17 protein-coding genes, 1 pseudogene and 1 other annotated feature are annotated in these 14,328 nt (G+C 37.8%); of the genes and pseudogenes, 12 read left to right on the forward strand and 6 right to left on the reverse strand.

The genetic code is table 11. The annotated features are described in order from the left end of the window. Positions 1–34: 34 nt before the first annotated feature. The 3 genes from OEV98_RS06210 to OEV98_RS06220 all read right to left on the reverse strand — a co-directional run bounded on the left by OEV98_RS06210 (position 35) and on the right by OEV98_RS06220 (position 1,946). On the reverse strand, positions 35–652 hold the full coding sequence (locus OEV98_RS06210) for an NUDIX hydrolase (protein WP_263072356.1): 618 nt from the start codon (positions 650–652) through the stop codon (positions 35–37). Positions 653–780: 128 nt separating this feature from the next. Further along, the gene (locus OEV98_RS06215) at positions 781–1,239 is read right to left on the reverse strand and encodes a GIY-YIG nuclease family protein (protein WP_263072357.1); all 459 of its coding nucleotides are present in this window, start codon (positions 1,237–1,239) and stop codon (positions 781–783) included. A gap of 125 nt (positions 1,240–1,364) precedes the next feature. Further along, a complete protein-coding gene (locus tag OEV98_RS06220; protein WP_263072358.1) occupies positions 1,365–1,946 on the reverse strand; it encodes a TetR/AcrR family transcriptional regulator in 582 nt (193 codons plus the stop codon). Positions 1,947–2,148: 202 nt separating this feature from the next. Between OEV98_RS06220 and OEV98_RS06225 the strand changes: the two genes are divergently transcribed. Then, positions 2,149–3,642 (forward strand): DHA2 family efflux MFS transporter permease subunit, encoded by a 1,494-nt coding sequence (locus tag OEV98_RS06225; RefSeq protein WP_263072359.1) that lies wholly within the window; start codon positions 2,149–2,151, stop codon positions 3,640–3,642. 211 nt (positions 3,643–3,853) lie between these two features. Here the strand turns inward: OEV98_RS06225 and OEV98_RS06230 are convergent, their stop codons facing one another. After that, the gene (locus OEV98_RS06230) at positions 3,854–4,471 is read right to left on the reverse strand and encodes a ribosomal eL19 family protein (RefSeq protein ID WP_263072361.1); all 618 of its coding nucleotides are present in this window, start codon (positions 4,469–4,471) and stop codon (positions 3,854–3,856) included. A gap of 62 nt (positions 4,472–4,533) precedes the next feature. On the opposite strand from OEV98_RS06230, the gene OEV98_RS06235 reads away from it, so the two are divergent. The 11 genes from OEV98_RS06235 to OEV98_RS06285 all read left to right on the forward strand — a co-directional run bounded on the left by OEV98_RS06235 (position 4,534) and on the right by OEV98_RS06285 (position 12,218). Next, complete coding sequence (locus OEV98_RS06235) at positions 4,534–5,439, forward strand: GNAT family N-acetyltransferase (protein ID WP_407676491.1); 906 nt, start codon at positions 4,534–4,536, stop codon at positions 5,437–5,439. Positions 5,440–5,487: 48 nt separating this feature from the next. Then, complete coding sequence (locus OEV98_RS06240; protein WP_263072363.1) at positions 5,488–5,778, forward strand: hypothetical protein; 291 nt, start codon at positions 5,488–5,490, stop codon at positions 5,776–5,778. A 273-nt stretch (positions 5,779–6,051) separates the two neighbouring features. Continuing rightward, a complete protein-coding gene (locus OEV98_RS06245) occupies positions 6,052–6,516 on the forward strand; it encodes a DUF1648 domain-containing protein (RefSeq protein WP_263072364.1) in 465 nt (154 codons plus the stop codon). Between the two features lie 300 nt (positions 6,517–6,816). Then, the gene (locus tag OEV98_RS06250) at positions 6,817–7,020 is read left to right on the forward strand and encodes a helix-turn-helix transcriptional regulator (RefSeq protein WP_263072365.1); all 204 of its coding nucleotides are present in this window, start codon (positions 6,817–6,819) and stop codon (positions 7,018–7,020) included. 2 nt (positions 7,021–7,022) lie between these two features. After that, positions 7,023–7,451: a hypothetical protein gene (locus tag OEV98_RS06255; RefSeq protein WP_263072366.1), complete on the forward strand. Its 429-nt coding sequence runs from the start codon at positions 7,023–7,025 to the stop codon at positions 7,449–7,451. Between the two features lie 306 nt (positions 7,452–7,757). Next, positions 7,758–8,315, forward strand: coding sequence for a CBO0543 family protein (locus tag OEV98_RS06260; protein WP_263072367.1), 558 nt, complete (start codon positions 7,758–7,760; stop codon positions 8,313–8,315). Between the two features lie 553 nt (positions 8,316–8,868). Then, positions 8,869–9,057: a DUF4177 domain-containing protein gene (locus tag OEV98_RS06265; RefSeq protein ID WP_263072368.1), complete on the forward strand. Its 189-nt coding sequence runs from the start codon at positions 8,869–8,871 to the stop codon at positions 9,055–9,057. 9 nt (positions 9,058–9,066) lie between these two features. After that, a complete protein-coding gene (locus OEV98_RS06270; RefSeq protein ID WP_263072369.1) occupies positions 9,067–9,528 on the forward strand; it encodes a hypothetical protein in 462 nt (153 codons plus the stop codon). Between the two features lie 90 nt (positions 9,529–9,618). Further along, a complete protein-coding gene (locus tag OEV98_RS06275) occupies positions 9,619–9,759 on the forward strand; it encodes an FbpB family small basic protein (protein WP_263072370.1) in 141 nt (46 codons plus the stop codon). Between the two features lie 105 nt (positions 9,760–9,864). Next, on the forward strand, positions 9,865–10,284 hold the full coding sequence (locus tag OEV98_RS06280) for a ribosomal eL19 family protein (protein ID WP_263072371.1): 420 nt from the start codon (positions 9,865–9,867) through the stop codon (positions 10,282–10,284). A 350-nt stretch (positions 10,285–10,634) separates the two neighbouring features. Then, the gene (locus OEV98_RS06285; protein ID WP_263072372.1) at positions 10,635–12,218 is read left to right on the forward strand and encodes a sensor domain-containing diguanylate cyclase; all 1,584 of its coding nucleotides are present in this window, start codon (positions 10,635–10,637) and stop codon (positions 12,216–12,218) included. A gap of 134 nt (positions 12,219–12,352) precedes the next feature. Here OEV98_RS06285 and tyrS read toward each other — a convergent pair whose 3' ends face one another. Then, entirely contained in the window at positions 12,353–13,567 is a 1,215-nt protein-coding gene (tyrS, locus tag OEV98_RS06290) for a tyrosine--tRNA ligase (protein ID WP_263072373.1), read from the reverse strand. An 86-nt stretch (positions 13,568–13,653) separates the two neighbouring features. Beyond that, positions 13,654–13,907: a binding site (T-box leader), on the reverse strand. A gap of 101 nt (positions 13,908–14,008) precedes the next feature. Further along, a pseudogene (locus OEV98_RS06295) lies at positions 14,009–14,229 on the reverse strand (GNAT family N-acetyltransferase); the annotation flags it as partial. Between the last annotated feature and the right edge of the window lie 99 nt (positions 14,230–14,328).

Consider the following 14,328-nt stretch of genomic DNA (forward strand, 5'->3'; position numbering starts at 1 on the left):
GTATATACCGGGATAGGCTTTTGCTAGCTTTATTTTAATCAAAATAAACAGGTTCCTGCGGATTATGTAAATGTTTAAATGCTAATTGAATTTGTGATTCCGTGTTTCTCTCAACAGATAATGGTGGCAGCTCGTTTTCCGCAAAAAATGCAACCGCATTTGTTTCCATGCCCTCTGTTGCTTGTCCGCCGATAATTTCACATTGGATAAACAGTTTATAGACGTGGTACGGAGATGGGGGATGCGGGTGGCGGATTTTATCAAAGACTGCGATTATTTTCGTCGCTTTCACGTCGAATCCGGACTCTTCTTTTACTTCCTTCACCGCAACTTCACTCGGGGTAAGTCCAATATCCCCCCATCCACCAGGCAAAGACCACTGCCCGTCCGCTTTTTCCTTTACCATTAAGATTTTATTCTCCCGAAATATCACGGCACGAATATCGACTTTCGGTGTTGCATAGCCTGTCTCATTCGTAAATAAATCTTTTATCATTTGCTTATCAACCATTGTATGCTCGTGCATAATTTCCACACTTAGCTCTCTAATTTGTTCAAATCTCTCCAAGTCATACACATCTTTGGAATACGTTAATCCAGCCTGTGCAATTGCTTGGAGTTCTTTTGCCCATTCTAGCCATTTTGGTTGCATGTTTTTCACCTTCTGTCTATATTCTATAGTCACCTTCCGCTCGTTATTCTACTTCGGTGGTGAATGCGACAACTAGTAGTTTTTATTGTACAAAAATTGCAAACAACTTAAACCAACTATACAAAATATCATTTCATTACTTTTTTAACTTTTTGCCGTTCTCTCATAAATTCAATGTATTTAGGTTTGAGAACTCTCGTTAACATTGCCTCAATTGCTTGCCTTTCAAAAATATCCGCTATTTTATACCATCTGACATTTACAATACCTTTATGCTCTTTAAAAAACGGCAGCTGATGAGGATCCCGGTTTGTCCCTTTACTTACCTCTACCCAAGCTGCTTTGTAATGTCCATATATTCTACCACTTAGGTCATTTGCCATACCGATATATAAACATTCCCCGTCCTGATTAAAATAACCATATACCCCACTATCTGTTGTACATTTTTGTTTTAATAGATTTCTAATCTTAGCATTTCCTTTACCCGGAACGTATTCCTTTGTATGGTCTACGATGCAAGAGTCCCATTTATCCACTGGCAGTAACTGTAGCGCTTCCAAAAATCTAGTAAATTCTTTGTTCATTTTACCCACATCATCTCAAAATTTTTTATGATGAATTACCATTCCACTAACTTATATTAGGTTACATTCTAGAAAAACGTGTCAATTCCTTCTAAATTTACAAAGTAATCGTTCCTTTATACATTTCAAAAATCCCGCGTATGTATCAAATAAAACTGCTTCGCCAAAAACTCCGGTGTATACGGCATATCATTTTGCAGCCAGGATACGATTGTCCCGATAAATGCGGAGGAATCATACCATAACAAAATATCCTTCTTCACCTTCAAAGGCGCAGTTTCTCCCCTTTTTTCTTCCACACCGGATACAATCCGATCCCGTATCAAAAACGTTAGTCGCTCGCGAAAGATGCCGATACCGTTCGAACCAAGTACCGTTTTGTAAAACTTCGCATTTTCCGCGATATATTCTAGTAGGTTGACAAAGCCGACTGGCCAATCACCGCTTTCTACTGGGTTTTGCCTTGTCGCGCTTTTTTCCAAAACTTCTGTAATGTCCGCGATCATTTCCTCTGTAAGCTTTTCGATCATGTCCGGAATATCCTTATAGTGCAAATAAAAGGTTACACGATTAATCGTGGCACGCTCGGTTAAGCGGTTTACTGATATTTTTTCTACATCCATTTCCTGCAATAAATCGACAAAAGCATCGCGCAGCAACTTACGCGTACGTAAAACACGTAAATCGGTATGCGTTTTTTTATCCATTTCATCCACCTCTTTAACAATCTCACCAATTCTGTCGCAAATTGCAAAAATAAACAACAGAAATATACAATATGTAAACTATTTTACAGATTCACCAAAATTGTAAATTGTAATCATTCGGCATTCTAAATATAATTTAATTTATATCTTGTTAATTATACAACAATGTGTAAATAAAATATGTACTATTTTTTATGAAAGGATGAAAAAATTGAGCTTAGAAAGCAATTCGATAAAAAAGGGGTCCATTCTCACCATTATGATTATTGGTGCATTCCTAACGACCTTTAATCAAACGATCATGACGGTTGCCCTTCCTACGTTAATGGAGGAGTTTAAAATTGAACCTTCCACAGCACAATGGCTAACGACGGGATACATGTTGGTCAATGGAATACTCATTCCGATTACCGGATTTCTAATGAAACGATTTACTACTCGGCAATTATTTCAAAGTTCAATGGTTATCTTTCTGATTGGATCAATCGTAGCTGCCATCGCTCCTAGCTTTCCAGTCCTCTTAACTGGACGTTTAATTCAAGCAGCTGGTGCAGGAATTATGATGCCGCTATTGATGAACGTTGTATTATCACTTTTCCCACCAGAAAAACGTGGAATGATGATGGGATTTGTAGGACTTGCAATTATTTTTGCCCCAGCTGTCGGTCCGACAATCGCTGGTTACGTTCTGGAAGAGTTCCCTTGGCAAGCATTGTTTTATGGCATGGTGCCATTTACTGTAATTATTATTATTTGTGGATTTATCTATTTAAAAAATATATCAGAAGCCACGAAAATAAAAATCGATGTTCTTAGTTTAGTGTTATCAACGATTGGTTTTGGGGTGTTATTGTATGGATTTAGTGAAGCATCTGGTTCGGAAGGATGGTCTAGTCTCGAAGTAATTCTTTCCCTTATCATCGGCATCGTGACACTTCTCCTCTTTACATGGAGACAATTAGTTTCAGAAAATCCATTTTTGGATCTTCGAGCGTTTAAATATAACATGTTCACGTTAACCACGATTATTAATATTGGCGTGACAATTATGATGTATGCCGATATGATTTTACTTCCACTATACTTGCAAAATGCACGTGGATATACGGCTTTGGAATCCGGAGTAATGATGTTACCTGGTGCACTTTTAATGGGATTATTAAATCCAATCACGGGTAAACTATTTGATCGCTTCGGAGCAAAATGGTTAACCATCACAGGAGTCGCGATCATTATTGGATTTACGTTAGGATTTACGAATTTAACAGACGCGACTTCCTATACTTTTCTAATCTTAATGTACACCGGCAGACGAATCGGAATGGCATTCGTAACGATGCCATTACAAACCGCCGGATTAAACCAATTACCATCCAGTCTACACGCACACGGCACCGCGATCTCCAACACCGTCCGCCAAGTAGCCGGCGCCATTGGAACATCGCTAATCGTAACAATCATGACAAACAGAACCGCCACCCACCTAACCGAGATGATGTCACCAGCTACGGAAAAAGCATCCCTCGGCCACTGGAAAATGGAAGCTTCCATTCAAGGAATCGGTGATGCATATTTAACGATTCTAATCTTTGGCGTCATTAGCTTGGTGCTTGCATTCTTTATTAAACGGGTGGAGCAAGCGAAGGAGAAAAAAGTAACCGTTGATTTGAAAAGAACAGCGGATGCAGGAAATTAAGTTTTAAATATCATTTCCAAATGTGCGCACCTTAATTGGCAATTTAGGGTGCGTTTTTTATCGTTTGATTAATGGGGGTATGGTTGTTTATTGGGAAGTGGCGCGGGGACATGCTTTTTTTGGGGAAGTCCCCCGTGTTTTTTGGGAACCTGCCCGTGTTTTTCGGGAATTTCGCCACGTTTTTCGGGAACTTGCCCGCGGTTTTCGGGAACTACCCCGTGTTTTTCGGGAACTTCCCCGTGTTTTTCGGGAACTTGACCCGCGTTTTTCGGGAACTTGCCCCTGTTTTTCGGGAACTTGACCTCTTTTTTCGGGAATATCCTCTGCGTTTTTCGGGAACTGGCTCGTGTTTTTCGGGAACTTCTCCTCGTTTTTCGGGAACTTGCCCCTGTTTTTCGGGAACTTCCCCTCGTTTTTCGGGAATCTCCCCTCTTTTTTCGGGAACTTCTCCATATTTTTCGGGAATCTCGTCCATTTTTTCGGGAACATCACTCGCTTTTTCGGGAACTTCCCCACATTTTTCGGGAATCTCGCCTATTTTTTCGGGAATCTCGCCTATTTTTTCGGGAACATCCACTCGCTTTTTCTGGAACTTCTCCGTGTTTTTCGGGAACTTGCCCTCGTTTTTCTGGAATATCCACACATTTTTCGGGAATCTCCCCGCGTTTTTCGGGAACCTGCCCCCCATTTTCGGGAACTTCCCCACATTTTTCGGGAACCTGCCCCCCGTTTTTCGGGAACTTCCCCACATTTTTCGGGAACCTGCCCCCCGTTTTTCGGGAACTTCCCCACATTTTTCGGGAACTCCCTCCAAAAACAATTTGTACAATTAACACTTTTCTAACATAATAGAAATAAATACTATCAGAAAGGAACATGTGGATGGGTTCTTTGGAGATTAGAAATTTTCAGCAAGCGGATATGCCGATGCTTGGTGCTTTTTATCAGGCGGTTACAAGTAATCGAAAAGTTGTGTTTTGGTGGATTGGGCCGGAGGAAAATTGGGGGAATGTGTTTTGTGCTTATGAGGATGGGCAAATGGTGGCAAAAGGACAGGTTGAAGTAATAAATGAAATGAAAGATGGGCAGTCACCAACTAGTAAACATTCTATCTATTTAAATCTGAAAACATTACCGGAGCGCGAAACAGATAGTACACTACTTCGGGCAGTTTACGAAAAATTATATTCCCGGGCGTTAGAAATAAAGCAAAATTTATCCCCTACGCATCAAACGAACTTCTGTGTCGGGAATTTTGCCACCGAGGTTCATAACAATGATTTTTTCACAAAGGAATTGGGTTTCCTTCCGTTGAATACGCTATATACAATGAGGCGGGATTTGCAGCAGCCAATTATACAAGTACAGCTCCCCGCTTCTAACATGCAGGGTAGCTTTTGGAAGATGGCTAGCACGGAGGAAGAGGAAGAATATTTAGCAGTGGAGGATGAAATTTGGCCAGAAGCGACACTTGGTCTGCGACGATTACACGAATACAAGGCAAATGAATGGTGGAGCGCAATCACGGTGAGAATGAATGACGAATTAATTGGTAGTGCAATGGCTTGGAAGGAAGAGGAAATTGGCATTATCGAGGATGTATTTGTCCGCAGTAATTGGCGCAAGCGAGGAATTGCTACATACTTGCTTACCACCGCTCTAATATACTTAAAGGAACGCGGACTAACAACCGCACAATTAATGGTGGATACAGTAAACGAAACAGCATTGCGACTATATCAGTCTGTTGGTTTTGAAGTGGTGGAGAAAGAAAGAAGATATTATATTGATTTATAGATTTTAATACAAGCAGTTTTTAAAATTAATGAAAAAACAGGTGCCCTCGTGAAAAAAGTTCTCATGTATTTTTATCTAATCCTTCTTTTCATCGTATTGTTATACGCTATCTATTATTGGAGTTATTTTATCGAAAAACCGTTTACTAGTATTGATTTCGTAGCCCTTTGCGCCACTTTTCTTCTGTTGCCGATAATTCAATCCGTATTTCGTTTGTATAAACGGTTTGGACCAGAGAGAAAAGCGTATCGAATCATTAGCTACATAACTGCATGTATGCTCGCGATTGTGGCTGTTAGCTTTATCGAACAGGACATTTACATGTTTATGAGGGAATAATGATACAAATGGAGGTGTTGTGTGATGTTAATAAAATTTTTCCATCAAATGAATCGCCCTACTCAAATCACAATGTTAACAGGATCTATAGTATTATTGGCCGCTGGGATTGTCGCACTTGTGCTTTAGGCTATACGTCAAATCGTACAATTGGCTGTTTTCGTATAGATTGTTGCCATTTGTAAAAAGACCTTAGACTGAGCTGCATTAGAATAAAAAAAACGAACGGGGCAGGATTGAGAAAAAAGTTTTTAAGTATGAAAGGTGATAAAAATGAAACATTTTAAAGTAACGCTTGTTATAATCTCCATTACGATCCTTTGCTACCATATTTTTAAGTTAGTCTACCTTTGGGCAGATATTCCCGAACGTATCGCAATACACTTTACTAACGACACTCCAGATAACTGGGGTCCGAAATACATCCTGTATATAATGCCTATTTTGGGTATTTTCATTTGGTTCCTTATTGGTTTATTAGTTAAAAAGCCAGAAAAATTGAACTATATCAATTTAACTGAAGCAAATAAAGAAATTCAGTTTTCAAGAACTGGAAAAGTAATGATACTAATTCAAAATCTTAGTTTTATATCCTTTATACTGGCTAACGAAGCATTGCTAAGGTTTTCAGTCGGAACCGATTCTAGTCTGCCTTTTATAATCTCGCTTACGCTCTTGGCTATTTGTTTTATTGCTCCCATTTATCTTTTCATTTGGGCATCAACATTGAAATACTAACTATTATCTAAATCAATTCAATATATTATTGTACTAACGGCTACAATAGTGAAATTAGTGCCAGTGCGTTAGAAGGGCAAATCTCAAAAAGGAAGGAATAAGAATGGTTTATTTCGTTTAAGTATCACTCTAATATTTTGTGCTATTGGTTGCGTTGATCCAATAAGGATTAATGCTTCTTTTTTTGCTCTAGTACTAACGGGTGAGGATGGTGGAAAAATAGTTCCGTTTAAAATGTAACATATATATTGAATTATGTAATATATATGTTACAATTAGTTTTAAGGAGGGATTTAACATTTGGAGAATAAAGTTAAGATTGCTCGTACTCAAGTTAATTTGACACAACAACAATTAGCAGAAAAGATAGGTGTCACTCGCCAAACTATTAGTTTGATTGAGAAGGGAAAATATAATCCAACCCTAAAATTGTGTCTGGATATTTGTTATGCAGTTAACAGGACATTAGATGAAGTATTTTGGGTAGAAAGGGAGAATAGTTGAAAATGAAAAAAATTACAGATGAACGTTTAGTATTACAAAATTTAAAAAACATCCGTATTGCATATATCATTCAAACTGTTGGTATTCTTGGGATTTTAGGATATGACTTAGTTACAAAAGGTTTAGATGGGATGAGAGAAAATCCCCTATGGCTTGTATTTTTGATAGCCACTATTATTTCTGCATATTTATCAATGAGTATAAGCGCAGATCATGAAAGTAATAAAATTCACCCGCAAAAGAATCTAACTATTTCACTGGTGGTGCTTATTTTAATTTCAATTGTTGTTGGATTTTTTGTTTCACTTACTGATGGCTTCACAATAATAAATGGTGTAATTATGGGTAGTATACTATTTATTTGCGGACTTATTCCAATAGTCTATATTTATAATCTACGAAAAAAAAGACAAGATGATAATGAAGAATAATACGGGAGTTTTTCACTAACGGGGGATTAAAATAAATGACCAACATAATCAATTCAAAAAGCTTGAGGTTAAAATTTCCTCAAGTTTTTTTATGTGCTATTTGAATTGGTTGGATTATGCATATTGCTATTTAACCTGTGAATGTGGATTTTTCCACGTTAGCTGAATTTTTTAATTAAAAATGGCTTCGTTTTTTGTAAAATGTTTATCGCCCTGGTTAACGACACTCCAATTTTTTTGCATGTAAATAATCCATGTACTTTTTGCTAATTATATAAACATTATCCAAAAAGTGAGGGTATATTGGTGAATAACACTCAACATATCGTGAAAATCATTGATGAAAATGTAAACGAAATTGAAGCGCTTATTCAGCAAAAAGTTGATATATGGTTCGACTATATTGTCTTTTCCCCACTTTGGTGGTTCGGCGTTGCTTTTTCGATTATTCCATGGATTATTTGGATTTTTTTTCATAAAAAGGAAAGTAGAGATCGCCTGCTATATTCAGGGTTCGTCGTCATGGTGATATCAATAGTCCTTGACGTTCTTGGGGATCAATGGGCTTTGTGGCATTACCGGTTTAATGTTGTACCGGTACTTCCCACTTATTTACCGTGGGATTTAACGCTAATGCCGGTAACCATCCTGTATATATTGCAATTTAAACCAAATGCGAGCCCATTTCTAAAAGCTATTTTTTTCGCCTTGCTTACTTCCTACATTGGTGAACCATTCTTTCAATGGATGAAGGTCTATCATGCGGCAAACTGGAAATTTACCTATTCCGTGCCAATTCAGATGATTATTTACTTCATCGCGCATTTTGTTAGTACTAGAAAAAATTTTTCGGAATTGAAGTAGATGTGTTTCCAAAAAAAATATGGGTATTGTATTAGGTTTTTTAGTATTCGTAGCAAAAATTTCTTACCGATATTCTAGAAAATTTTGCGGTGATTCCCGAAAAATAGTGATAGATTCCAAAACTTTTTGTTACAGTTCCCGAATTTTCTACCGGTATTTCGGAACTTTTCGACGTAATTTCCAAAAAGCACTCGCCAATTCCAGAAATCCTTGCTGCAATTCCCGAATTTTCAATTGATATTCCAGAACTTTCGGGGACCGTTCCGGAAAAACGTTTACTTATTCCCGAAATTTTCTCGGCAATTCCGGAATTTTTGTCGGTATTCCGGAAATTTTCAACCAATCTTCCGGAAATTCCCGACACATTTCTCAAAATTTTATTCACAGTTCTCGAAAAATAGCTCACCTACTTCCAATTTTTTTTGCACCACTCACACAGAAAAATCATCCATCCTCCACATCGTTAAAAATCTGAATAAAGCAAAAACTAATGAAACTTTTTCCCCTCTTCATCCGTATATATAGTAGACAATCCTTCAAGGAGGAACAGCAAATGTATGAATACAAATTCGTAAAAGTAGACCTTAGTAAATGGAATAGCGCTCCAAAAGATGATTATCAAGAAATTATCAACCAGCATGCCAATGAAGGTTGGCGATTGGTACAAATTTTTGCGCCTAGCACGAAAGGATACGGTTCCGCTGCCTATTTTGAAATCATTTTTGAAAGACAGCGAAACTAAACGGGGACAATGACAGAAATTACATTTTTGGCTCACTCACGACCATTTCAAATCCCAAAGGAAATAGAAGATTACAATAATCGAATGGTTTTTGAACGGGAAGAGGATGCAATTTCTTTTACTGTTCAAGAAATTGATGATTATTGGAAGGATAAAATAGCTGGATTGTTTACGATGCCGTATGTTTACGAGGCGCATGGTGTCGGAAATCAATTGTTTCTCACCTATATTGAAAAGCATATGGAACTAGGGGATGTGTTAGAGATCTTCCATGTGCCAAATCAGCATGCATTTGAGGAATATAGACAAAAGCTAGAAGAACATCCAGAACCTATTGAAATAAATGTCCGCAATCATACGTACCAAACGATTTATGGCATGTATCAACTTCAGCATAAAAACTGGCTAGATGAACTAAGCCATCGCAACTATCATACTCCCTACGGAGTAACAACATTTGTAAATTATTAATAGAAAACGATATTTGTTTACGATTTGGACATACTCCTGACATATCTACCTGATACGATAAACCTATCAAACTGAAAGGAGGAAAAAGAGATGGTGAAAAAACCGATAAATTTGAAAGAGCTAATCGACAAAAATAAAGAACAGCTTTTAAAAGACTACGAGCTACTAGAGAAGATTAATGAAAAAGTAGATAAGAAAATAATGGAAAAAAATCGCAGTTATTCTTATTGATAGCTGCGATTCTTTTTTTGGTGAAATGGTACGCTAGAAAATCCTGGGTAGGTACCGGGAAATCTTCATGCTGTTCCGGAAAAGTCACTTAACTTCAGGGGAAATTTGGATCACTTTCTAGAAAAATCCGCACGACTTCCAGAAAAGTCTGCCCTCTTTCCAGAAAAATTCGCGCCGATTCCCGAAAAATCTGCTCACTTTCCAGAAAAATCTGCGCCACTTCCCGAAAAATCTGCTCACTTTCCAGAAAAATTCGCGCTACTTCCCGAAAAATCTGCCCTCTTTCCAGAAAAATCCGCCCCGATTCCCGAAAAATCTGCCATCTTTCCAGAAAAATCCGCGCCACTTCCCGAAAAATCTGCCATCTTTCCAGAAAAATTCGCGCCACTTCCCGAAAAATCTGCCATCTTTCCAGAAAAATTCGCGCCGATTCCCGAAAAATCTGCCCTCTTTCCAGAAAAATCCGCGCCGTTTCCCGAAAAAATAGAACCTCTTTCCGACGAACGTCCAATTATATTAATATAATAAAAGAATTACGAACACTCTCATCCTAGCACTCGTTTCCCAAACACCTTGCCCATCACCACACGCTACCGCTCCCCTGTCGAAATACGCACAACCTCCTTCCCAAAAACAAAGCAATACCAAGACCAAGTACCATTTTCAATCAAACGTTTGTTTTATTTTTTTGCCGAACAATGGCGAAGATATACAATCCGTTAACCATTTTCAGGCACGTATTTTCTGCCTATTAGCATTAGTCTACCATTTGGAAATTACTGGTTTTTCATCTAAACAACTATAAACTTTTTTGCATTTAAATTATACTAGAATAAAATGCACATAGAATATATCCAACTAAAGGATTTACTATCATGAGAAAATTAATCATTCGGAAATATAAGCTTTCTACTCTATTAACCTTCCTCGTATCCGGATCGGTGATATTGACGATTTTGATTTTAATCGGGGCTTCGTATCAGTCTGAGAAAGAGTCTCTCTACAACACTTACCTAACCTTAAATCGTTCGAAGGCGAATAAGATTAGCCAATCAGTGAATTCTTTGTTCGAAGCAATGCGAATGAGTTTGCAGGATACGACCACTTTTCTTGAGGAAAATAACGGGATGAGTGATGAAGAAATTCAGCAGCAATTACAGCTTGTACGCAAAAGCTCGAGATATTTTAATTCCTTGTTTTGGATTGATGAAAAGAATCGGATGCAAAACATTTCTCCTCTCTCTGTTGGTATTAAAGGAGACAAAATTACCAATGATGTGATACAACAGGCAGTGGCAAGTAAAAGACCCGCATTGACTATACCGTTCTATTCCAGTACTGGGCGGTTTATGATATTAATGAGTGAGCCGTTTTATGATAAGGAAGGGAATTACCGAGGAATCATTGGGGGAACGATCTACCTGCAAGAAAAAAATGTCCTATATGAGATTCTTGGTAATGATATTTCAGATAAAAATGGATCCTACTATTATGTCGTTGAACAAAGAGGAAACATACTGTTCCATCCAGACATCAACCTTGTTGGCGAGAAAACAAAAGAAAATCCTTTTGTCGATGATGTTCTACAAGAAAAAAGCGGTGCCCAGGTAATCACCAATTCAGCAGGAATTCGAATGCTTGCAGCCTATAGCACCATCCCCGAAACCGGTTGGAGGATTATTCAACAAACGCCCGTTTCCTATGTCCAGAAGCTACTTAGGGAGCATGTCGAGAAACTTATTTTCTATATAGTGCCACCATTTCTCGCTCTTTTGTTACTATCCCTATTTATTACCCGGTTGCTAGCGAAACCATTTGTACAGCTCGCCGATATGGTGCGTCAGTTTGGGGATGGGCAGAAAGTGAACACACCTGTAAAACCTACTCGTTGGAATCGGGAAGCACATCTGTTAACAGATAGTCTATTAACAGCCATTGATTCCGTTCAAAAACATAATACAAAGCTAACCGTAGAGGCTATGACAGACCCGCTAACCAAATTACCAAATCGACGAAGCTTAAATACTGTAATGGATAGGTTAGTAAACGATAAGCAATTATTTACGTTAATCTCGATTGATATTGATCATTTTAAATCGATTAATGACACCTATGGCCATCAGGCGGGAGATGAAGTACTAAGAGACTTTGCACAAACCGTTCAATCTGTTATTCGGAAAACAAATCGATTATTTCGCTATGGTGGCGAGGAATTTGTTCTCATTCTGCCAAATACGAAAACCGAAAAAGCATATTACCTCGCAGAGATGATTCGGATCACAATTGCCAATAGCATGAGTCCGATTGGCAAACCAATTACCATATCGATCGGAATTTCTGAATTTCCAGCACACGCGGAATCGTATGAAAAAATATTCCGAAACGCTGATATTGCGTTGTATCAATCAAAAATAGAAGGCAGAAATCGTACAACCATTTGGTCCAAAGATAAAGAATAACATATGATAACTACACTTAAATTCTATCCATTTGGTTGGCTAGAATTTTTTTTATAAAAAAATGACCATCGGTTAAATCAAAAGAAGGCACCCATTAGTCAAACGAAATGGATGCCTCCCGATTGATTTCACTATTATTTTATAAAACGGATAAACCGCTTTTTCCCAATTTTTAATACATCCTCGTGCATTAACACATTGGCTAGATCTGCTTCTTGTAATTTTTCTTTATTTAGTTGCACTCCATTTTGTCTAATTAGCCGTAAAAATTCACTTTTACTTTTTACAAAGCCTTTTTCTATCAACTGCGGAATGATGGCTTCTACTGTATCTTTACCCGCCTCTATTAATAATTCTGGAATATCGTCTGGTATTTCTTTTTTCCGAAAAGCCGTATCAAAATATTCGATTGCACGATTCGTTTCTGCTTCTCCCCAGTATAAATTCGTAATAATGCTCGCCAATGTCCGTTTAATATCTCTTGGATTAACCCCTTCTTCAAGGAGGCGTTTCATTTTTTCTATTTTATCTGGGTGTTCGTCGGTTGCTAGCTCAAAGTATTTAATGATGAGGTGATCTGGTATTTCCATTACTTTTTTAAACATAACTTCTGCTGGTTCATTCACCCCAATGTAATTGCCAAGACTTTTACTCATTTTCTCGACACCATCAAGACCTTCCAGTAATGGCATAAACAAGGCAATTTGCTTTTCAAGTCCAAAATGTTTTTGCAAGGTGCGCCCCATTAAAATGTTAAAGGTTTGGTCTGTACCGCCTAACTCAATATCGGCTTCGATCTCCACCGAATCGTACGCTTGCATGAGTGGGTAAAAAAATTCGTGAATACCGATTGGTACTTGATTTTGATATCTTTTTTGGAAATCATCACGTTCTAATATTCTTGCGACAGATGTGGAAGCAGCTAATTTGATGACTTCCTCAAAGGTTAATTTTGCTAGCCATTCACTGTTATAACGGACAACCGTTTTTTCGGAATCTAACACTTTAAAAATTTGTTCAAAGTAGGTTTTGGCATTTTCCTTCACTTGTTCGTCCGTTAACGCTACTCGTCCTTTTGCTTTCCCGGTTGGGTCGCCAATACGACCCGTAAAATCACCGATAATAATGACTACTTTATGACCTAAATCTTGCATTTGTTTAATTTTTCGCAATACAACCGCGTGACCTAAATGGATATCTGGTGCAGAAGGATCCAGTCCGAGTTTAATCGTAAGCGGGGTTTGTTGCTTGTAGGATTTCTCTAGCTTAGTCAATAATTCTTCCTCGTTAACGATTTCCTGAACACCTTTGCGAATAATTTTTAATTGCTCCTCTGGTTTTACAAACATACAATCATCTCCTTGAAATATTATTTCTAATATTGCAAGTTCTATAAGAAACAAAGGATAAAAAAAAATCGCCCCTTTGGATGAACCAAAAGGACGATTTATCTCGTGTTACCACCTTTATTCATAGACAATTCACATTGCCTATCTTCGTAAGTACGGTCATTGGGACGATACTTTCGCACATGATTACGGGTGCTTAACCGGCGTAGCCTACTAAGGAATCTCCCATTCGGTACACAGCTCCAAGATGTATTCACAATCGTTCGACATGCACCTCTCATCAACCGGTAACTTTCTGTCTGTCTACGTGATTGCTACTCTTTCTTTTCATAGCCTTTGTTCTTATACTCCGAAATGTTGAAAAACAAATCTTCGTTATGCACATATTAATTATTATTAATTGTATTTCATTTTCTTCATTTGTCAATGCATTGCTACCATTTATGATGGAATCGATAAGTCCTTTTTCAAATAATAATGCTCAAATTCTCTGCCGACATTGTCTATACTGCCATACACTTGATAGCCATTTTTTTGATAAAAATCTAAAGCTTGAAAGCTCAACGTATCGACTTTGATAAAGTCACATCTTTTTCGCGCGCAATTTTTTCTACTGCTTCTAATAATTTCGTTCCATATCCTGCCTGGCGTATATCCTCATCTCAAATTAACGGATAAATCGTATCGGTTTCCTCCGTCGTTCAATCCTTGTCCACAGAAACTATTTTTAGAATGATTGGATTAATCATTTGATACGTTGC

Origin of the sequence: Perspicuibacillus lycopersici, from assembly GCF_025660475.1 — a bacterium.
In the GTDB taxonomy this organism is placed as follows: domain Bacteria; phylum Bacillota; class Bacilli; order Bacillales; family Caldibacillaceae; genus Perspicuibacillus; species Perspicuibacillus lycopersici.

Bases quoted from the DNA above. Each gene is read 5' to 3' on its own strand.
- OEV98_RS06210 (WP_263072356.1), bottom strand. From the start codon at position 652: ATGCAACCAAAATGGCTAGAATGGGCAAAAGAACTCCAAGCAATTGCA.
- OEV98_RS06275 (WP_263072370.1), top strand. From the start codon at position 9,619: ATGGTGAAAAAACCGATAAATTTGAAAGAGCTAATCGACAAAAATAAA.
- OEV98_RS06265 (WP_263072368.1), top strand. From the start codon at position 8,869: ATGTATGAATACAAATTCGTAAAAGTAGACCTTAGTAAATGGAATAGC.
- OEV98_RS06255 (WP_263072366.1), top strand. From the start codon at position 7,023: ATGAAAAAAATTACAGATGAACGTTTAGTATTACAAAATTTAAAAAAC.
- OEV98_RS06220 (WP_263072358.1), bottom strand. From the start codon at position 1,946: ATGGATAAAAAAACGCATACCGATTTACGTGTTTTACGTACGCGTAAG.
- OEV98_RS06285 (WP_263072372.1), top strand. From the start codon at position 10,635: ATGAGAAAATTAATCATTCGGAAATATAAGCTTTCTACTCTATTAACC.
- OEV98_RS06270 (WP_263072369.1), top strand. From the start codon at position 9,067: ATGACAGAAATTACATTTTTGGCTCACTCACGACCATTTCAAATCCCA.
- OEV98_RS06225 (WP_263072359.1), top strand. From the start codon at position 2,149: ATGAAAAAATTGAGCTTAGAAAGCAATTCGATAAAAAAGGGGTCCATT.
- OEV98_RS06215 (WP_263072357.1), bottom strand. From the start codon at position 1,239: ATGAACAAAGAATTTACTAGATTTTTGGAAGCGCTACAGTTACTGCCA.
- OEV98_RS06245 (WP_263072364.1), top strand. From the start codon at position 6,052: ATGAAACATTTTAAAGTAACGCTTGTTATAATCTCCATTACGATCCTT.
- tyrS (WP_263072373.1), bottom strand. From the start codon at position 13,567: ATGTTTGTAAAACCAGAGGAGCAATTAAAAATTATTCGCAAAGGTGTT.